Below are 20,222 nucleotides of genomic sequence, written 5' to 3'. Positions count from 1 at the left end.
ATGAAATTTTTTAAAATCAATCCAAATACCGATTTTAATTTACTTTGCTCTTTTATAAATCCTCATAAAATGGGACAAAAGATTATGAGTGAAAAAACAAAAATTCATTTTATTTTTATCAAAGATATTTCTACTCCTGCGGCAAATATTTTAAAACAAGATGCTTTAAGAGTAGGAGCTGAACTTATTACTCATAAAGAAGTAATTACTGCAAAAATCACTCATTCAAATGCGCTTTTAATGGCAAGTAAAGAGCAAATTCAAAAACTTATTGCTAAAGAAAAACTTCAAGATTTTGGACTTAAAAATTTGGCTCTTTTTTTGCAAAAAGATTTTTTAAAAACAAAAAAAGCTGAGCTTATGGCAGTGATTAATGTTAATGAAGACAGTTTTAATGCAAAAAGTCGTGTGAGTGAAGAAGACTTTGAAAAAAGGCTTAATGACTTTCTTGCTTTAAGGCCTGAGTATATCGATATAGGTGCGGTTAGTTCAAGACCTGGGAGTGAGTATTGTGGCAAGGAAGAGGAATTTAAAAGACTAAAAAAAGTACTTGACTTAATTTATGAGAAAAATTATCATGAAAAAGCGATTTTTAGTTTAGATAGTTTTGATGAATATTGTCTAGAATATGCTTTAAATAAGGGTTTTAAACTTATAAATGATATTACAAGTTTAAGAAATCTTAATCTGGCTAAACTTGCAAGTAAATATGAGGCAAAATATTGCTTAATGCACATGCAAAACAATCCAAATAACATGCAAGATAATCCTTTTTATGAAGATTTACTCGATGAGATGACTTTGTTTTTTAAAGAAAAACTTGAACTTTTAGAAAGTTTTGGAGTAAAAGAAAGTATTTTAGATGTAGGTATTGGTTTTGGAAAGAGTGCGGAGCATAATATGATTTTAATCAAACACTTAGAACATTTTTTGCAATTTAATAAACCTTTACTTATAGGTGCGAGTCGCAAAAGTGTGATTAATGCGTATTTTCAAAGCGAGATTAAAGATCGTTTAGCAGGAACTTTGTATTTGCATTTAAAGGCTTTTGAAAATGGTGCTAGTATTATAAGAGTGCATGATTTATACGAGCACAAACAACTTTTTGCTTTAGCACAGGCAATGGACAATATAGGAGTTTAGATGAAAAAAGAAGAGTATTTAGAAAAAGTTGCTTTAGCAAATTTGTGGATGAGGGCATATTATGAAAAAGATGAACCCTTGGCTAGCGATGAAGAATACGATGCTTTAATCAGAGAATTAAGAGTTTTTGAAGAACAAAATAAAGATGAAATTTCAAAAGACTCTCCAACGCAAAAAATAGCTCCTACTATACAAAGCGAGTTTAAAAAAATAGCTCATTTAAAGCGTATGTGGTCGATGGAAGATGTGTTTGATGAGAGTGAGCTTAGGGCTTGGGCAAAACGCACAAAATGTGAAAAAAACTTTTTTATAGAGCCTAAATTTGACGGAGCGAGTTTAAATTTACTTTATGAAAATGGTAAATTAGTAAGCGGTGCCACTAGAGGTGATGGCGAAGTGGGCGAGGATATAACACTTAATGTTTTTGAGATAGAAAATATACCTAAAAATATAGCCTATAAAGAAAGGATAGAAATTCGTGGAGAAGTGGTGATTTTAAAAGATGATTTTGAGAAAATCAACGAAAAAAGAGCTCTTTTAAATCAAAGTTTATTTGCTAATCCACGCAATGCTGCAAGCGGGAGTTTAAGGCAGCTTGATACAAGCATCACTAAAGAAAGAAATTTGAAATTTTATCCTTGGGGAGTAGGGGAAAATACCTTAAATTTTACTAAACACAGCGAGGTGATGCAATTTATCAGAGAGCTTGGTTTTTTAAAGGATGATTTTGTAAGACTTTGCGCTAATTTAGATGAGGTTTTAAAAGCTTATGATGAGCTTTTAGCTTTAAGAGAAAAAAAGTCTATGATGATGGATGGAATGGTGGTAAGAGTTGATGATCTTGCGCTTTGTGAAGAATTAGGCTATACGGTAAAATTTCCAAAATTTATGGCAGCTTTTAAATTTCCTGCACTTGAAAAAACCACGCGTTTAATAGGGGTAAATTTACAAGTAGGAAGAAGTGGGGTGATCACTCCTGTGGCGGTTTTAGAGCCTGTAAATTTAGATGGGGTTGTAGTAAAATCAGCCACCCTTCATAATTTTGATGAGATTGCAAGACTTGATGTTAAAATCAATGATTTTGTAAGCGTGATAAGAAGTGGCGATGTTATCCCTAAAATTACTAAGGTTTTTAAAGAGCGTAGAGAAGGTTTAGAGATGGAAATTTTACGCCCTAAACTTTGTCCTACTTGCCAAAGTGAGCTTTTAGATGAAGGAACTTTAATAAAATGTCAAAATATAGACTGTGAAGATAGACTTGTAAATTCTATCATTCATTTTGTTTCTAAAAAATGTCTTAATATCGACGGACTTGGAGAAAATATAGTAGAACTTTTATATAAACACAAAAAAATCACTACACTTGAGAGTATTTTTCATTTAAAATTTAGTGATTTTGAAGGTTTGGAAGGCTTTAAAGAAAAGAAAATCAACAATCTTTTAAATGCTATAGAACAAGCAAGAGAATGTGAGCTTTTTCGTTTTATCACAGCTTTAGGGATAGATCATATTGGCGAGGTTGCGGCTAAAAAATTAAGCTTAAGTTTTGGTAAAGAGTGGCACAAGCAAAGCTTTGAAGCTTATGCCAATTTAGAAGGTTTTGGGGAGCAAATGGCTTTAAGTCTTTGCGAATTTACGCGTGTTAATCATACAAGAATTGATGAGTTTTACAGGCTTTTAAATTTGAAAATAGAAAAACTTGAAATCAAAAGCGATGGTGTGATTTTTGGTAAAACTTTTGTGATTACAGGAACTCTTTCACGACCAAGAGATGAGTTTAAGGCTTTAATAGAAAAGCTTGGAGGTAAGGTAAGTGGTTCGGTTTCTAAAAAGACTGACTATGTGCTTTTTGGAGAAGAGGCAGGTTCTAAGCTGAGTAAGGCTAAAGAGCTTGAAGTAAAATGTATAGATGAAAGTGCTTTTAATGAACTTGTTAAAGAATAGTTCTTATATTTTAACACTTTTAAGCCTTTTTGGATTTTTGCTAACTTGGCAAAGGAGTGCTTTTTCTCTGTTTTTTTTAATTCCTATTTTCTTAACACTTTTTTGGGAATTCTTTTTATTTTTAAAGCTTAGAAAAAATATTATAAAAGAAGCTACTTTGATTAAGGGAAGTTTGTTTTATCGTATTAGTATGGGGGATTTTTATCTTTATATTTTTAGTTTTTTCTTGGCGATTTTTGGACTTGTTTCTTTATTTTTAAATTTTTTAAATCTTGAAAAAATTGATTTAGTTTTTATATTTATAATTTTGCCTTTATTGATGATATTTTTAAAAAAAGAATTGCATTTGCAATTTGTAAATAATGCTTATAATGATTTTAGAATAGTTGTTATCGCTAGTTTTTTTACCGCTTTATTTTATGCATTTTATGGGCTTTTTTTTACTTACAATGAGCTTTTAAATTTAGAACTTTTTTCTAGGAAAATCATTGCTTATAAGAGTGCTTCTTTTGTTTATTTTGATTTTTTATCTGAATTTTTGTATTTTGTTTCAAATTTAAAACTTTTTATTTTTTCTCATTTTGGATATTTGAGCTTTAGAGCTTTAAATTTTATTTTTGATTTTTTTAATTTTTTTATGTTTTGCTCTCTTTTGGCTTTTGTTTTTAATTTTGTTTTGAAAATAAACATAAAAATAATTGTTTTATTTTTATGTTTTATCATGGTTTTAGGAAGTTATTTTTTAAAAGAGCAAAGAAATAATGCCTTAAAATCTGAACAAGAACAAATACTTTTATGGATGAATAATTTTAATTTTTTAAAAGATAATAACTTAAGTTTAATTCAAAAAGAAAAAGATCTTTTTGAAAAAGATCTTAAAGATCTTAGAGAAATTTTTAAAAAAAATGCTTTTGAAATAGGAATTTGGTGGTTTTCTAAAGAAAAAGAAGACTTGGAAAAAAGAATAAATGAGAGTTTAAAATGAGATTTGATTTTTTTGTTTCAAAGCGTTTAAATATCAGTAGAAATAAAGCTTTAGAGCTTATAGAAAATGAAGAGATTTTACTTAATGGTAAAAGTTTTAAAGCTTCTTTTGATGTGAAAAATTTTTTAGAAAATTTAAAAAAAACGCAAGATTTAAATCTTGAAGATATACTTTTAGCCAATGAGTTAAAATTGGATCTTTTAAGTGAAATTTATGTTTCAAGAGCAGCTTTGAAATTAAAAAATTTTTTAGAAGAAAATGATATTGAAATAAAACATAAAAATTGTCTTGATATAGGATCTAGCACGGGCGGTTTTGTGCAAATTTTACTTGAAAATCAGGCTTTAAAAATCACTACTCTTGATGTGGGTAGTAATCAACTCCATCCAAGTTTAAGAGCAAATGAAATAATTATCTTGCATGAAAATACAGATCTTAGAGCCTTTAAAAGTGAAGAAAAATTTGAACTTGTTACTTGTGATGTGAGTTTTATTTCTCTTATTAATTTACTTTATTATATCGATAATTTAGCTTTAAAGGAAATTATTTTACTTTTTAAACCTCAGTTTGAAGTGGGAAAAAATATCAAAAGAGATAAAAAAGGTGTTTTAAAAGATGACAAGGCAATCTTAAAGGCAAGAATGGATTTTGAAAAAGCATGTGCTAAGTTAGGTTGGCTTTTAAAAAATACGCAAAAATCAAGCATTAAAGGAAAGGAAGGTAATGTTGAATATTTTTACTACTATATCAAAAATTAATATTACTTCTTTAGCTATAGGTTGTTTTGATGGTATACATTTAGGGCATCTAAAACTTGTAAAATGTTTAGATGAGAATGGGGCTTTGTTGGTTATTAATAAATTTAAGGGTCAATTTCTTTGTTCAAATCGTCAAAAAGAAGAAATTTCAGGAAAAAAAGTTATAGAAGTGGATTTTGAAAGTATAAAATCTTTAGATGGTAAAGATTTTTTAAGCTTTTTGAAAAAAGAATTTATCAATTTGAAATTTATAGTAGTGGGATATGATTTTTCTTTCGGGAAAAATAGGGCTTATAGTGCTAAAGATATTGAGTCTTTAAGTGGGATAAAAACTATAATAGTTGATGAATTTAGTATAGGCGGAGTAGGTGTTCATGCAAGTTTAATTAAGGATTTTTTATCAAAAGCAAATTTACAAAAAGCAAAAGAATTTTTAGGAAGAGATTATAGTATTAAAGGAAAGTTGATTAAAGGACAAGGTTTGGGCTCTAAAGAACTTTTTGCGACTATAAATTTAGATTGTAAAGGCTATTTTTTGCCTCAAAATGGTGTTTATGCTACTTTGTTAAAAAGCCAAAAAAATATTTATAAAAGTGTGAGTTTTTTAGGTGTAAGATCAAGCGATGAAAATTTTGCCATAGAAAGTCATATTTTAGAGGAATTGGGTGAAAATTTCACACAAGGGGAGTTTTTCGAACTTGAGTTTATATCTTTTCTAAGAGAGAATCAGAAATTTCAAGATCTAAAAAAACTTAAAAATCAAATTGCCAAAGACATAGAACAAGCTAGAGAATTATTAAGGAAAAATGATGAAAGATGAACTTTTTAAACAAAGCCCTAAAAAACAATTTGAATTTGATAAAAGCGTGGCTAGTGTTTTTGATGATATGATTAATCGTTCTGTACCATTTTATAGGGAAAATTTAGAACTTTGTGCTAATTTATTGGCTAAAATTTTACTTGCAAATGCAAGTATTTGTGATTTGGGCTGTTCAAGTGCTAATTTTTTGATTTTGTTGGCAAATCTAAGAAAGGATTTTAAACTTTTTGGCGTGGATAATTCTGCTTCTATGCTTGAAGTTGCAAAGTCAAAAACTAAAGCTTATGGACTTGATATAAGTTTTTTTGAAGCTAATTTATGCGAATTTGATTTTTTTACTTGCGATGTTTTTGTGGCAAATTATACCATGCAGTTTATTCGTCCTCCTAAAAGACAGGAATTGCTTGATAAAATTTATAAAAATTTAAATCCTAAAGGCATTTTGATTATGAGTGAAAAAATCCTTTATGAAGATGCTTTTTTGTCTAAAAATATCATAGAACTTTATGCAGACTACAAAGAAAAACAAGGCTATTCTAAATTTGAAATTGCAGCTAAAAGAGAAGCCTTAGAAAATGTTTTAATTCCTTATAGTCAAAAAGAAAATTTAAACATGCTAGAAAAGGCAGGTTTTAAGAAAATAGAAAGTATTTTTAAATGGGCAAATTTTGAAACTTTTATAGCTTTTAAGGATTAGAGATATTTTCATTTTCCCATTCATCTTTTGGAAAACCTACCTTATACGCATTAACACAATCTTGACTGATGATAGCTTTGTGCCTGCATTCTAAACTTCTTTTTTTTGCTTCTTCAGGGTGATTTTGATAATATTCTACACTTTTGGTTTGTTCGCATGCTGCAAAAAATATACCAATAAGGCTTAAAAAAAGAGTTATTTTCATGGTAATTTTTCCTGTGTTATATTAATATCATCACTAAAGATAGAACTTTGATTGTTTTCTGTTGTTTTGGAAGGATAAATTTCAGAAGGTGTTTCTGCTATGGGCGGCATTATAATACTTTCATTATTTTCTGAACTTTGGTTAATATCTTTTGTGATTTTTTCTTTTTTTAAATCATTTTGCTTTAAAGCTTCTGATATCTGATTATCAGATTTTTTTGGTGTGTTTGGACTGTATTTACTCTCTTCATTTGTTGGCTTAATACCAACTTTTAATGCATTAATACAATCTTCGCTAAGAGTTCCGCTTTCTTTGCATTCTTTTGCTTTTTCTTTTGCTTCGCTAGGATGATTTTTGTAGTAATTTTCTGTTTTGCTATCGCAAGCTGTTATATTAATAATTATTAAAATTGTAAGTAAAATACTTAGTCTTTGCATTTATCAATCTCCTAAAATTTCTAATATCTTAGCAAACTTGCATAAAGCAACGATAAATTATTTTTCTTCATTGTAAGAAAAAATAGGTAAAGACCATTGATATTTGATAGCTAAAAGTCTTGCAATAACTCCTATAAAAAGAGTTAAAAGTGTGCAAACTAGAGCATTAAGCTCAAGCCAAATTATTAGAGAGTAATAGATTGTTCCTGCAATTATGGCGATTCCTGCATAAATTTCTTTTTGAAATACCAAAGGGATTCTCATACATAAAATATCTCTTAAAATTCCACCAAAAACACCCGTAATTACAGCAGCAGCAACGGCTATGATAAACCCATGATTTTGATCTATGGCTATTTGAGCTCCAAGTATGCTAAAAACAACAAGTCCTATAGCATCAAGAGTTAGAAATAAAGTTTCAAGCTTGGTTACTACACGTGGAATTTTTGTGGCTATAAGGGCGCAAAAACAGATTAAAATAATATATTCAGGATGTTTAACCCAAGTTAAAGGATAATGTCCTAAAAGCACATCTCGTATGCTTCCGCCTCCAATTGCTGTTACGAGAGCAATAAAAATAACTCCAAAAAGATCCATTTTATGGCGTCCTGCAGCTAAAGCCCCTGTCATTCCTTCTGCGGAAATACCTATGATATAAAGAGTGGTTATTGTAAGAGCATTTATCTCCATAATTTATACCTTAAAATTTATCACAATTTATTTGATACTGTTTAATATTTTCATCATTTACTTCGTGGTTTGGTACTTGATAGCATTCTTTAAATTTCGGAGTTTTAATAATTTTTACATAAAAACTTGGTATAGCAATACGGTTTTTAATGTATTGTGGTTCTTTATCGTAAAGTACTAAATTTAAAACTTCAATACTTTGAAATTTTAAAGCCAAATTTCTTTCTCTTTGTTCGATTTCATTCCAAATTTTATTATTTATTTGCGCATTTTGTGGGGTAATATTACTCATTAAAAATACTGAATTTTGAGCAGCTTTACTAAAGCTAAAAGAAGCATTGGGTGCAGTGTGTCCTCGCGTGTAGCCGCTGTTTTTATAATCACTCCAAGTAGTGCGGTATTTTTTAGGAATATTTGTATCATCTTCAAAGCGAGGGCGTTTTTTAATTTGTTTATTTTTTAAATTTGAAGCTTCTGCTTTATAAGCAATGGCTTTTGTACCTTTGAGTTTATAATCATAGCAATTTAGATAAAAAAACTTATCTAAGATTTGCGAGCAGTTTATGTTGTTAAAATAAGAAGAAAAAACAGCACTAGGCTTGTAAGATTCTAAGGCGAAAATATTAAGAAATATAGCGAGTAAAAAGATGAAAATTTTCATTTAAGTTCCTTATCTTTACTTTTGCAAAGATGATTTAAAAAACATTCTTTACATAAAGGTTTTTTAGCTTTACAAGTGTAGCGTCCAAAAAGAACCATGGCTTGATGAAGATAGTTAAGATTATCTTTAAATATGCGTGTTAAATCTTCTTCTGTAGCTTCTGGAGTTTTTGCTTTGCTAAGTCCTAAGCGGTGAGAAACTCTAAAAACATGAGTATCTACAGCCATGAAATTTGCTCCACACCATTCTATTAAAACCACATGGGCGGTTTTTTGTCCCACGCCTGCTAAGGATTTTAATTTCTCTTCTTCAAGGGGAATTTCTCCGTCAAAATTTTCACAAACTGATTTTGCCATTTTTATAAGATTTTGTGCTTTATTATTAAAAAATGAACAAGTTTGTATGTAGGTTTTAAGGCTTGATAAATTTGCATTTGCAAGAGATTTGATATCAGGATAAGCTTTAAAAAGATCAGGAGTGATGAGATTAACTCTTTTATCAGTGCATTGGGCTGAAAGCATCACACAGACTAATAGTTCGTATAAATTTGAAAATTTAAGTTCTGTTACAGGTTTCTCAAAATGTTTTAAAAAAAGCTCTTTGATTTCTAAATTTCTTTTCATTTTTTAATTTTAGTTAATTAGCTTTAAACCAAGTTTAGATATAATCGATTTTATATACATTTTATTAAAAAGGAAACCCAATGAAAAAAATTTCTTTAGTTGCAGCAGCTTTGATTGCAGGTGTAGCTTTAAATGTAAATGCAGCTACAGTAGCCACTGTTAATGGCAAGAGCATTAGTGATACAGAAGTAAGTGAATTTTTTGCCCCTATGCTTAGAGGACAGGATTTTAAAACTTTGCCAGATAATCAAAAAAAAGCTCTTATTCAGCAGTATATTATGCAAGACTTAATTTTACAAGATGCTAAAAAACAAAATTTAGAAAAAGATCCTTTATACACAAAAGAACTTGATCGTGCAAAAGATGCAATACTTGTTAATGTTTATCAAGAGAAAATTTTAAATACAATTAAAATTGATGCGGCTAAAGTTAAAGCTTTTTATGAACAAAATAAAGACAAATATGTAAAACCTGCAAGAGTGCAAGCAAAACATATCTTAGTAGCGACAGAAAAAGAAGCTAAGGATATTATTAACGAACTTAAAGGTTTAAAAGGTAAAGAGCTAGATGCTAAATTTAGTGAGCTTGCTAAAGAGAAATCAATTGATCCAGGTTCAAAAAACCAAGGTGGTGAGCTTGGTTGGTTTGATCAATCAACTATGGTAAAGCCTTTTACAGATGCTGCTTTCGCACTTAAAAATGGTACTATTACTACAACTCCGATAAAAACGAATTTTGGCTATCATGTAATCTTAAAAGAAAATTCGCAGGCTAAAGGTCAAATCAAATTTGATGAAGTGAAACAAGGTATTGAAAACGGACTTAAATTTGAAGAATTTAAAAAAGTTATCAATCAAAAAGGCCAAGATCTTTTAAATAGTGCTAAAGTGGAATATAAATAATGGGTGTTTTAGACATTGTAAAAGCAGGAGTGATTAGCGGAGATGAGCTTAATAAAGTTTATGACTATGCTAAAGCAGAGGGTTTTGCTATTCCTGCTGTTAATGTTGTAGGAACTGATTCTATTAATGCAGTTTTAGAAGCTGCAAAAAAAGTTAACTCTCCAGTTATTATCCAGTTTTCAAATGGTGGGGCAAAATTTTATGCAGGGAAAAATTGTCCTAATGGAGAAGTTTTAGGTGCAATTAGTGGGGCTAAACATGTACATTTACTTGCTAAAGCTTATGGTGTGCCTGTGATTTTACACACTGATCATGCCGCAAGAAAACTTTTACCTTGGATTGATGGGCTTATTGAGGCAAATGCACAATATAAAAAAACCCATGGACAAACTTTATTTAGTTCTCATATGCTTGATCTTAGCGAAGAAAGTTTAGAAGAAAATCTTAACACATGTGAAGTTTATCTTCAAAAACTTGATGCTTTAGGTGTCGCGCTTGAAATAGAACTAGGTTGTACAGGTGGCGAAGAAGATGGAGTGGATAATACAGGTATTGATAATTCTAAGCTTTATACCCAACCAGAAGATGTAGCACTTGCATATGAAAGACTTGGAAAAATTAGTGATAAATTTTCAATTGCAGCAAGCTTTGGAAATGTACATGGAGTTTACAAACCAGGAAATGTTAGCTTACAACCTGAAATTTTAAAAAATTCGCAAAAATTTGTCAAAGATAAATTTGCTTTAAAAAATGATAAGCCTATAAATTTTGTATTTCATGGTGGTAGCGGTAGCGAGCTAAAAGATATTAAAAATGCAGTAAGTTATGGCGTAATTAAGATGAATATTGACACAGATACCCAGTGGGCTTTTTGGGATGGGGTACGTGAATATGAACTTAAAAATAGGGCTTATTTGCAAGGACAAATTGGAAATCCAGAAGGTGATGACAAGCCAAATAAAAAATACTATGATCCGCGTGTTTGGTTAAGGAGTGGTGAAGAAAGCATGATAAAGCGTCTTGAAGTCGCTTTTGAAGATTTAAACTGTATAAACAAAAACTAAGCATTTTAAAGGCTTAGTTTTATTTTGTTTTAAAAATTTTTATCAAATTAAGTAGCAATCTTTAAAATAAAATTTTTATTGAGGTATTGGTTTCATGGAGATTAAATCAGATGAAATTTCAGAACTTGTTTTGCCTGAAGGCAAAGATGCAAGAGGTTCTTTGGTTTATTTTAAAATTATTTTTATTCCAGCTTTTCTTTATATTTTGATTTTATTAGGTTATTTTAATGTAATTGACTTTAAGGTTGAATTACATACGGTTATTATGACAGGTGTGATTTTTTTTACAGCATTGATTTTTGCTAGACATAGTGCTGAGTATGCGTATAGTATTTTTGAACAACAAAAAGATGAATTTAAACAGGCTTTAAAAAGACATATTATGAGGCATTTTCTTGCCATAGGGAAAGACACGAAATCAAATGCCAATTTTGATGACTTTGCTTATACATATATTAAAGGTGCAAGAAATGAGAATTTTGCTAGTATAGGTTCGGCAATTTTTCCAATGATGGGAATTTTAGGAACTTTTATCAGCATAGCTTTTTCAATGCCAAATTTTAGTTCTAGTGATACAGCCGCTTTAGAACAAGAAATTGCAGATTTGTTAAGTGGAGTAGGAACTGCTTTTTATGTTTCAATTTATGGAATTTTTCTTGCATTATGGTGGATGTTTTTTGAAAAATATGGTAAAAGTAAAATAGATCGTTTACTAAATCGTCAAAAAAACGCTACAAGTGGATTTTTTTGGACAAAAGAAGAGCTTGATCAAAGATATTTAACTGAGAGTTTGCAACATTTTGAAAAAATTGGAGCAATTTTTAAACAAGTTAGCAATGATGATTTTTTTGCAGAGCTTGATCATGCTATTGATAGAAAATTTGGCATTTTTCAAGATATGCTAAATGTAGAAGAAAAAGCTATTAGATTAAGTAGTGAACACATCAAACAAACCATGAGTGAGCTTAGTAAAGCACAAAGAGATCAACGCGATCTTGGAAAGCTTTATAGTGAAATGTTAAATGGCATAGGTTTGCTCAATCAAAATTTGAAAGAAATCAATACAAGAATGTCAGAACAATATAATCGCTTGCTCGATATCAGTAGTGATAAAATTCATCATCTTGATAAGACGCTAAGTGCATTCGATGAAAAAGTAGAGCGTTTTGGCAAAAATTTTGAACTTTATGAAAAAGCAATGTTGGAAAGTCAAGAAAAGGTTTTTGAGGGATTTAAAGCAAGCTTGTTTGAAGGTATGCATAAATTTAAGGAAGTATATGAAGAAGAAAAAAGTATCGATGCTAAAATCAAAATGATGGATGAGCTTAAAAAAGAAATGAAAGCACTTGATGAAGAAACAAGTCAAATGATGAGTAAGCTTTCTGGGGATGGAAATCAAAATAAAGAAAATGAAACCAAACAAATAGAAGATTTTTCAGAGTCTAAGACTGAAGAAAATCAAGATGAAATTCAAGCAGAAATATCTAAGCAAGAAAGCAATGATGAGTTAAAAAATGAAGATAAAGAAAATAAATGAAAAATGAGTCAAAAGAAGATAGCAATTTTTGGATAGCTTATGCTGATTTAATGGCAGGATTGCTGTTTGTTTTTATTTTGCTAATAGGTGCTATTGTTGTAAAATATGTTTTAACTCAAAGTGATTTAAAAGAAATTAAAGACAATCTCAATAAACAAGAGGCACGCTTAGAGGAGAGCAAAGAAGAGCTTAGAAATAAAGAAGCTATAGTGTTTAAACTAAGTTCTGATTTAAACAATGCTTCTAGTGCTTTAAATCTTGCTAATTCTCAAAAAGCAGAATTAGAGGCTAATATTACAAATTACAAGCAGTTAAGTAAAGATTTGAACTCAACTTTAGATAATAAAGATAAGCAAATTTTGATTTTACTAGGTCAATTAGAGAAAAAAGATGAAGAGCTTAAAAATTTACAAGAAGATTTTCAAAAAGCTAAAGAAAAGGTGCAAAATCTTGGTTTGATTCGTGAAAATTTAAGCAAGGAATTGCAAAGCAAACTTGATAATAATATCACTATAGATGAAAAGACAGGATCTATTTCTTTGCCTGCTGAAGTACTTTTTGATAAAGATTCTTATGTGTTAAAAAATGAAGCAAAGGCAAGTTTGAGAAAAATCTTAAGCGAATATTTTGATGCTATTCTTGAAGATCCAAAAATTTTTTCTAACATTGAAAATATCATTATTGAAGGACATACTGATAGTGATGGATCTTATATTTATAATTTAGATTTGTCGCAAAAAAGAGCTTATGAGGTGATGAATTTTATCTATACTTTTTATAAGAGTGATAAGCTTCAAAAGCTTTTAATGGCAAGTGGACGTTCTTTTTCAGATCCTGTGTTTGTCAACGGAGTTGAAGATAAGGATAAGAGTCGTCGCATAGAGATAAAATTTAGCATTAAAAATGATAATGCTTTAAAAGATGTAGAAAAATTCTTTGAATTTCATTAAAACAATTAGTCCTATACAAAAAATCAATTTTAACGGATTTGAATTTTATATTAAAAGAGATGATTTATTAGGAGAAATTAATGGAAATAAAGCTAGGAAACTTGCTTTTTATATCCATCAAAGATATCCTAAAAATCAATCTTTTATAAGTTATGGAGGAAGCCAAAGTAATGCTTTGGCGGCATTAAGTATTTTTGCTAAACAAAGATCATATAAGCTTGTTTTTGCTTGTGAAAAAATTTCTACTTTTCTTAAGAATAATCCTTGTGGAAACTATGCTTTAGCTTTAGAAAATGGTGTTGATTTTGTAGAAAATATCCATTCTTTATCCTTAAAGCAATTTGCCTTGTCTTTGTGTAAAAAAGATGATATTTTTATAGAACAAGGCATGGCTAATTTAGAAGCTCAATATGGCTATATGGAGCTTGCTCAAGAAATTCAAATGCAAAGTCAAAGTTTAAAGCTTGATTTTGATATTTTTTTACCTTCGGGTACAGGCACTTCGGCAGCTTTTTTGGCAAAGTATTCTAAATTTAAAGTATTTACTTGCGCTTGTGTAGGTGATATTAAATATCTTAAAAAACAAATTTTAACATTAGATCCAAGCTATGATTTTTCAAATTTAGAATTTTTAACAAGTGATAAAAAATATCACTTTGCTAGACCGTATAAAGAATTTTATGAGCTTTACATGGATTTAAAGTTAAAGTGCAATATAGAATTTGACTTGTTGTATGATATTTTAGGATTAAGTATAGCATTAAAACAAGAGTGGAAAAAACCATTGCTTTATATACATCAAGGTGGAATTTTAGGAAATTCCACTATGTTAGAGAGATATAAATTTAAAAAATTAGTTTAAAATTCCATAGATAAAAATGATTAAAATAATCAAAGGTACTATATATTTTACATAATAAAACCAAATTCCAAACCATGAACTTTTAAGTGTATTGTTATTGCTAAGTTCTTTTAGACTTTCTTGTTTGCCTAAAATCCAACCTACATAAATGCAGCAAAAAAATGCAGTTAAAACAAACAAAATATTTCCACTAATGAAATCAAAACTATCAAAAATGTTTTTTCCTTTGATGATAACAATATCACGCCAAGGCCCATAAGTTAGAATACAAGGAAGATTGCCAAGTATGAAGATAAACCCTAGAGTTAGGTTAATAGAAAGATTTTTAGAATATTTAAATTTTTCTTCTAATACGCTAATAATAACTTGATAAATTGGCAAGCTTGTGGTTAAAGCTGCAATCAAGAGTAAGACAAAAAATAAAATACACACAATGGTACCAAAATGGATATGAGAAAATGCTATAGGTAAAGTTTCAAAAACCAAAGAAGGCCCGCTATCTGGAGCAAGTCCTGCTGAGAAAAGTGCTGGAAAAATCATAAAACCAGCCAAAACAGCTATAATGGTATTTAAAACCCCTGTATAAATAGCGGTTTTTGCCATATTTTCATTTTTATTAAGATGAGATGAAAGTGTTATCATCACCCCAAAACCTAGGGATAAAGCAAAAAAGACTTGCCCTAAAACATCGATTAAAAGTTTTGATGATAAAATTTTACTAAAATCAGGTTCAAGATAAAATTTAACTCCAGCTATAGCTCCATCAAGGGTTAAATTGCGTCCCACAACAACAATAAGACAGATAAATAATAAGGGCATTAAAAATTTGACGGATTTTTCTATACCATCTATAATGCCTCTTTTTAAAATAATATAATTAATAATTACAAAAACAGTGGTAAAAATACCAACTCCTAAAGGATTGAAGGCTATTTTGTCGTTAAAAAACTGATGAGTAAATTCTTTGCTTACTACATTGGCAAGACTAAAATTCCCTAGGGTTAATTCCCAAATATAAACTAAAACCCATCCTCCAAGTACCATGTAGTAAGCCATTATGCCAAAGCTTCCTAAAAGTCCCATATATCCAATACTTTGCCATTTTTGTTTGAAAGCATCTACGCTATTTGTCATCGCTTTTCTGCCTATGACATTTTCAACTAAAATAACAGGAATGCCTATGATAATCATAGCTATACAAAAAACTAATACATAAGCACCGCCACCATTTTCTCCTACAAGATAGGGAAAACGCCAAGTTGCTCCAAATCCTATGGTTGCTCCAGCAACTGTTAGAATATAAGTTAGTGTGCTACTCCATGTTTGTCTTTGCATGATTATCCTTTCGAAAAAGAATTATTTTACCTAAAAATAACTTTAAAAACTTATAAGCTATCCATATAGCTTATATCGTAAGTATTTTTTAAGCGTTTGTGTATCGTTTCGTGCCAATTTTGAGATATGAGAGAGTTTAATTTTTCTAATTTATCTAATAAATTCAGATTTTGCTTAAGAATTTGATGCGGGGAGTAAAAAAGTTGATTGAGTTCAAATACACTAAGTGAAGTAGAATTTTTTTCTAAAATTTTAATATTTTCATGCTTTCGTATTTGTCCAACTTGTAAAACTTTATAATACCATCCACTCAAGCCCGTTTTAAAAATTTCATGTGTAAAATTTGGATTATTGTGAATTTTAGAAATTTTTACACAAGGTTTTCTAGGTTCGCTTACTTGCAGTATTGCATTTGAAATTTGATGTATATCACCTATGCAAACATTTTGTTCACAAAGCCCATCGATGCTCAAATTTTCACCCATTGAGCCAAAATTTAGCTTTTTATTAAGAAATCTTTCCCATATAGGATAGTTTTGACAAGAGTTGGCAAAAATAGCCTTATGGTAGCCTCCATGATGAATTTTATCAGCTATTTGATCATCTAAAATACCTAGAAAATCAATTTGTGTTTCTTCTAGGTAAGTATCTTTAATAAATGCGCTTTGGAAATTTTTATAGTTTTTAATTTTCCCTATTTGCAAACTTTGAATTTTCATGGTTCTAGTTTTTTTAATAAATCATCAGCACTGATAAAACCCGTGATTTTTAATTTTTCTTTTCCATTTTCAAAGAAAATTAAAACAGGTGGGCCAAAAACATTAAATTCTTTCATGGTTTTAATTTGTTCATTATTATTTTCGCTTACATCAACTTTGATAAGTTTGTAATTTTGCATTTTTTGTATGATTCTTTCATCGCTAAAGGTCAATTCATCTAAAAGTTTGCAATTTTCACACCAAGATGCAGTAAAATCAAGCATTATGGGCTTTGTATTTGTTTGTATTTCTTGCTTTAATTGTTCAAAATTGTTGATATAATCATAGCTTAAAGCAGGTTTTGAGGCAGATATAGTATTGAAATTTAAAGGATTTAAGAAATTTTTAGCCCCAAAAAGTCCCCCTAGGAAAATACTTAGAGAATAAGCTAAAATAAGAATTAAAATACTTTTTTTAATTTTAGAAATTATTGTAAAACTTTTTTCAAAAATTCCCATAAAAACACTAAAAAATACACCTAAAATTCCATAGGCAATTAAAATGTAATTTTCTTCAATAATTCTAGAAAGTATCCAAATAGCCATAGCCAACATAACAAAAGCAAAGAAAATTTTTACTTTTTCCATCCAAAAACTAGGTTTAATAAAACCTAATCCTAAGCCTATGAAAAGCAAAGGTATACCCATGCCAAAACTCATGATAAAAAGCGCACTACCACCTAATAAAGCATTGCCTGTATTGGCTATATAAATTAAAGCACCTGCTAAAGGGGCTGCTACGCAAGGACCTACTATTAAAGCAGATAAAAATCCCATAATAGCTATACCTACAACTCCCTTTCCTTTTTCGCTTTTTTTATGTATAAAGGTTTGAAATCTTAATGGTAATTCGAAACGAAAAGCTCCAAACATAGCAAAAGCAAAAGCTATGAAAATTAGAGCAAAAAGAATTAAAATAATAGGTTTTTGTAAAATTCCTTGAATACTTGCTCCTAGAAAACTTGCTATAACTCCAGCAATAGCGTAGGCTAAAGACATGAAAAAAACATAGATAAAAGAGAGAAAAAAACTATGTTTTTTTGAAAATTTAGCATTACTTTTTGCTATGATAAGAGAAGATAAAATCGGAATCATAGGTAAAATACAAGGTGTTAAGGAGAGTAAAAGTCCATAGCCAAAAAAACTTAGTAAAATCCAAAAAAAGTTATCTGTTGCTAAAAAATTTGCTATAGAGCTTTCTTCAGATTCAATTTTAGTTTTTTTATCTGTTTTTTGAGCTTTATAAGGTTTTGAAATTTCAAAAGTATCTTTTTTAGAAATGAGATCAAAGTACCAAGTTTGAGGATTATAACACAAGCCTTGTTCAGAACAACCTTGAAATTCGAGTTTGATTAAATTTGTAGTATTTTTTGCAAAGTGCTCTAGTAGTAAATTTGGCAAAGCTAAATTTAATTTTTGATAATAAACATTTTCATTGCCTCTTGTAGAGCTTTGAGGTAGATTAATCAAAGAACTTATATCTTTTTCATTTATATATAATTTAAGTTTATTAGAATAAAGATAAATATCTTTTCCAAGTTCAATATCAATTGAGATAGAACTATTATAAGAGTTTGATTTTACATTAAAAGCTTCATTTAAAGACAATATAGAAGCAAAACATAAGCAAAAACTTAATAAAATAATACCAAAAATACGCATAAATTTCCTAAAAACTTATTTTTCCTTTATCTTTAGCTTCAATTATAATTTATTATGATAAATTTACTTTAAATACTTTATAAAGGTTTGAAAATGCAAGAAAATAATTCTTCAAAAACACAAGGGGCTGTTAAAAAGAATGAAATTTATATTTCTGTTAAAAGAAAGAAAAGTACAATAGAATATGAAAAAGATTTAAAGAATTTGCAAATTGAGCTTTTGAAATTTCAAAATCATGTTAAAGCCAAGGGTTTAAAGGTTCTTATACTTATAGAAGGACGCGATGCAGCTGGAAAAGGTGGGGCGATTAAACGTTTGATTGAGCATTTAAACCCGCGTGGTTGCCGCGTTGTGGCTCTTGAAAAACCTAGTGATGTGGAAAAAACACAGTGGTATTTTCAGCGTTATATAGCACATTTGCCCTCGGCCGGTGAGATTGTGATTTTTGACAGATCTTGGTATAATCGTGCAGGAGTAGAACCGGTTATGGGTTTTTGTACACCGCAACAACATAAAGATTTTTTAAGAGAAGTGTCTTTGTTTGAAAATATGATTTCAAATAGTGATATTATTTTTTTTAAATTTTATTTTTCAGTATCAAAAGACGAGCAAAAAAAACGTTTTGAAAAACGCCGAAGTGATCCACTTAAACAATATAAATTATCTCCTGTAGATCAAAAATCACAAGAATTATGGGATAAATATACTTTAGCTAAATACTCTATGCTTTTAGCATCTAATACTCCAACTTGTCCTTGGACTATTATTTCTTCAGATGATAAGAAAAAAGCAAGATTAAATTTATTGCGTTTTATACTTTCTAAGGTAGAATATCCAAATAAAAAAACTGGAGATTTTTCCAAAATTGATGCAAAATTAGTGCGTAGTGGAGAAGAAGAAATACGAAAAATGGAGGCGAATTTGGAAAAACTTGACAGTAAAAAAGCAGATGAGAAAATAAAAGATTTAGATTAAGGAAAAGAATGCATAAGCTGGTTGAAAATTTAGCACTAAAGTACTATGATAAAGTAGTTGATTTAAGACATCAAATTCATATGCATCCTGAGCTTGAATTTGAAGAAGAAAATACAGCTCATTTAGTGTGTAAAATTTTAGATGAGTTTGGCATTAAATATCAAAAAAATATTGCAAAAACAGGAATTTTAGCTATTATAGAAGGAAAAAAGAAGAGTCAGAAAAAACCAAAATGCGTTCTTTTAAGAGCGGATATGGATGCTTTGCCTGTACAAGAAAAAACTAATCTAAGTTATGCTTCAAAAATTGATGGTAAGATGCACGCATGTGGACATGATGGACATACAGCAGGACTTTTGGGAGCTGCTTTGATATTAAATGAGCTCAAAGATGAATTTTGTGGCACGATTAAGTTTATGTTTCAGCCCGCAGAAGAGGGAAGCGGTGGAGCTAAACCTATGATAGAATCAGGTGTATTGGAAAATCCTTATGTTGATGCGGTTTTTGGTTGTCATTTATGGGGGTCTTTGCTTGAAAATACTGCTCAAATTGTAAGTGGTGAAATGATGGCTGGAACGGATATTTTTGATTTGGAATTTATTGGCAGAGGAGGGCATGGAGCTCATCCGCACACTTGTATAGATCCTATAATTATGGCAACGCAATTTGTAAATAATATACAAAGTGTTGTTTCTAGGCGTTTAGCCCCTTATGAAGCAGGGGTGATTACCGTAGGTCAAATTTGTGCAGGAACTACTTATAATGTTATTCCTGCAAATGCTTATTTAAAAGGAACTGTGCGCTTTTTAAATGATAAAACACAAGATATTTTAAAAAGTTCTCTAGAAGAAGTAGCTGCTGCTAAAGCAAAATCTAATGGTGGAGATTATAAGCTTAAATATACTAAAGAATTTCCTCCATTGATTAATGATGAAAAAGCTGCTTTAATAGCAAGAAAAGCTTTTGCAAAGGTCTTAGGAGAAGAAAATATCATTGTTTCTTCTAAACCTGACATGGGGGCTGAAGATTTTGCTTTTTTAACACGAGAAAGAATGGGAGCTTATGTATTTGTTGGAATTTCAAAGGATTTAAATCATCCAGCTTTGCACCATAGTTCTACTTTTTGTTGGGATGATGAAAATTTAAAAGTTTTAATGCAGGGTGATGTGATGATGGCTTTAGAATTTTTAAATTTATAAAATAGAATTAAAAATT

21 protein-coding genes are annotated in these 20,222 nt (G+C 29.7%); 13 read left to right on the top strand and 8 right to left on the bottom strand.

Going from position 1 to position 20,222, the window contains the following annotated elements:
* Genes folP through cmoA form a run of 6 tightly spaced genes read left to right on the top strand, consistent with a single transcriptional unit; the run spans position 1 to position 6,347 of the window.
* On the top strand, positions 1-1,143 hold the full coding sequence (gene folP, locus AJ884_RS02370; RefSeq protein ID WP_044779340.1) for a dihydropteroate synthase: 1,143 nt from the start codon (positions 1-3) through the stop codon (positions 1,141-1,143).
* Entirely contained in the window at positions 1,144-3,087 is a 1,944-nt protein-coding gene (gene ligA, locus AJ884_RS02365; protein ID WP_070233255.1) for an NAD-dependent DNA ligase LigA, read from the top strand. It abuts the gene before it with no gap.
* The gene (locus tag AJ884_RS02360; protein WP_079264392.1) at positions 3,068-4,072 is read left to right on the top strand and encodes a hypothetical protein; all 1,005 of its coding nucleotides are present in this window, start codon (positions 3,068-3,070) and stop codon (positions 4,070-4,072) included. Before ligA ends, AJ884_RS02360 begins: the two co-directional genes overlap by 20 nt.
* Positions 4,069-4,830 carry a TlyA family RNA methyltransferase gene (locus AJ884_RS02355; protein WP_002880301.1) on the top strand — a complete coding sequence of 254 codons (762 nt, stop codon included), beginning with the start codon at positions 4,069-4,071 and terminating at the stop codon, positions 4,828-4,830. Before AJ884_RS02360 ends, AJ884_RS02355 begins: the two co-directional genes overlap by 4 nt.
* Complete coding sequence (locus AJ884_RS02350; RefSeq protein WP_070233256.1) at positions 4,796-5,650, top strand: bifunctional riboflavin kinase/FAD synthetase; 855 nt, start codon at positions 4,796-4,798, stop codon at positions 5,648-5,650. Before AJ884_RS02355 ends, AJ884_RS02350 begins: the two co-directional genes overlap by 35 nt.
* Positions 5,637-6,347, top strand: coding sequence for a carboxy-S-adenosyl-L-methionine synthase CmoA (gene cmoA, locus AJ884_RS02345; RefSeq protein WP_072225838.1), 711 nt, complete (start codon positions 5,637-5,639; stop codon positions 6,345-6,347). The genes AJ884_RS02350 and cmoA overlap by 14 nt, the downstream gene beginning before the upstream one ends.
* On the opposite strand, the gene AJ884_RS02340 is transcribed toward cmoA, so the two are convergent.
* Genes AJ884_RS02340 through nth form a run of 5 tightly spaced genes read right to left on the bottom strand, consistent with a single transcriptional unit; the run spans position 6,337 to position 8,963 of the window.
* A complete protein-coding gene (locus AJ884_RS02340) occupies positions 6,337-6,558 on the bottom strand; it encodes an EexN family lipoprotein (RefSeq protein WP_072225837.1) in 222 nt (73 codons plus the stop codon). The two genes, cmoA and AJ884_RS02340, sit on opposite strands and share 11 nt — an antisense overlap.
* A complete protein-coding gene (locus AJ884_RS02335; RefSeq protein WP_070286399.1) occupies positions 6,549-6,989 on the bottom strand; it encodes an EexN family lipoprotein in 441 nt (146 codons plus the stop codon). Before AJ884_RS02335 ends, AJ884_RS02340 begins: the two co-directional genes overlap by 10 nt.
* Positions 6,990-7,046: 57 nt before the next feature.
* Positions 7,047-7,679 carry a trimeric intracellular cation channel family protein gene (locus tag AJ884_RS02330; protein ID WP_070286398.1) on the bottom strand — a complete coding sequence of 211 codons (633 nt, stop codon included), beginning with the start codon at positions 7,677-7,679 and terminating at the stop codon, positions 7,047-7,049.
* Between the two features lie 10 nt (positions 7,680-7,689).
* Positions 7,690-8,340 carry a DNA/RNA non-specific endonuclease gene (locus AJ884_RS02325; protein ID WP_070286397.1) on the bottom strand — a complete coding sequence of 217 codons (651 nt, stop codon included), beginning with the start codon at positions 8,338-8,340 and terminating at the stop codon, positions 7,690-7,692.
* Entirely contained in the window at positions 8,337-8,963 is a 627-nt protein-coding gene (nth, locus tag AJ884_RS02320) for an endonuclease III (protein ID WP_044779333.1), read from the bottom strand. Before nth ends, AJ884_RS02325 begins: the two co-directional genes overlap by 4 nt.
* Before the next feature lie 80 nt (positions 8,964-9,043).
* Here nth and peb4 point away from each other — a divergent pair, with 80 nt between their 5' ends.
* The 5 genes from peb4 to AJ884_RS02295 all read left to right on the top strand — a co-directional run bounded on the left by peb4 (position 9,044) and on the right by AJ884_RS02295 (position 14,278).
* Complete coding sequence (gene peb4, locus AJ884_RS02315; RefSeq protein WP_070286396.1) at positions 9,044-9,865, top strand: peptidylprolyl isomerase PEB4; 822 nt, start codon at positions 9,044-9,046, stop codon at positions 9,863-9,865.
* Positions 9,865-10,929 (top strand): class II fructose-bisphosphate aldolase, encoded by a 1,065-nt coding sequence (gene fbaA, locus AJ884_RS02310; RefSeq protein ID WP_070286395.1) that lies wholly within the window; start codon positions 9,865-9,867, stop codon positions 10,927-10,929. The genes peb4 and fbaA overlap by 1 nt, the downstream gene beginning before the upstream one ends.
* 94 nt (positions 10,930-11,023) lie before the next feature.
* Positions 11,024-12,466, top strand: a complete 1,443-nt coding sequence (locus AJ884_RS02305) for a MotA/TolQ/ExbB proton channel family protein (protein ID WP_070286394.1) — start codon at positions 11,024-11,026, stop codon at positions 12,464-12,466.
* Positions 12,463-13,416, top strand: coding sequence for an OmpA family protein (locus AJ884_RS02300; protein ID WP_002852313.1), 954 nt, complete (start codon positions 12,463-12,465; stop codon positions 13,414-13,416). Before AJ884_RS02305 ends, AJ884_RS02300 begins: the two co-directional genes overlap by 4 nt.
* On the top strand, positions 13,403-14,278 hold the full coding sequence (locus AJ884_RS02295; RefSeq protein WP_053872869.1) for a 1-aminocyclopropane-1-carboxylate deaminase/D-cysteine desulfhydrase: 876 nt from the start codon (positions 13,403-13,405) through the stop codon (positions 14,276-14,278). The genes AJ884_RS02300 and AJ884_RS02295 overlap by 14 nt, the downstream gene beginning before the upstream one ends.
* Here the strand turns inward: AJ884_RS02295 and AJ884_RS02290 are convergent.
* Genes AJ884_RS02290 through AJ884_RS02280 form a run of 3 tightly spaced genes read right to left on the bottom strand, consistent with a single transcriptional unit; the run spans position 14,270 to position 18,032 of the window.
* Positions 14,270-15,613, bottom strand: coding sequence for a sodium-dependent transporter (locus tag AJ884_RS02290; RefSeq protein ID WP_070209852.1), 1,344 nt, complete (start codon positions 15,611-15,613; stop codon positions 14,270-14,272). The genes AJ884_RS02295 and AJ884_RS02290 overlap by 9 nt on opposite strands.
* A 50-nt stretch (positions 15,614-15,663) precedes the next feature.
* Positions 15,664-16,332, bottom strand: coding sequence for an MOSC domain-containing protein (locus AJ884_RS02285; protein ID WP_070209853.1), 669 nt, complete (start codon positions 16,330-16,332; stop codon positions 15,664-15,666).
* The gene (locus AJ884_RS02280) at positions 16,329-18,032 is read right to left on the bottom strand and encodes a protein-disulfide reductase DsbD family protein (protein ID WP_070209854.1); all 1,704 of its coding nucleotides are present in this window, start codon (positions 18,030-18,032) and stop codon (positions 16,329-16,331) included. Before AJ884_RS02280 ends, AJ884_RS02285 begins: the two co-directional genes overlap by 4 nt.
* 93 nt (positions 18,033-18,125) lie before the next feature.
* Between AJ884_RS02280 and ppk2 the strand changes: the two genes are divergently transcribed.
* A complete protein-coding gene (gene ppk2 / locus AJ884_RS02275) occupies positions 18,126-19,007 on the top strand; it encodes a polyphosphate kinase 2 (protein WP_053872584.1) in 882 nt (293 codons plus the stop codon).
* 8 nt (positions 19,008-19,015) lie between these two features.
* Positions 19,016-20,206, top strand: a complete 1,191-nt coding sequence (locus tag AJ884_RS02270) for a M20 family metallopeptidase (RefSeq protein WP_070286393.1) — start codon at positions 19,016-19,018, stop codon at positions 20,204-20,206.
* Positions 20,207-20,222 lie beyond the last annotated feature (16 nt).

Source organism: Campylobacter sp. BCW_6463 (assembly GCF_001762785.1).
Lineage (GTDB): Bacteria > Campylobacterota > Campylobacteria > Campylobacterales > Campylobacteraceae > Campylobacter_D > Campylobacter_D jejuni.
This window is presented reverse-complemented; position numbering and strand designations above follow the sequence as displayed.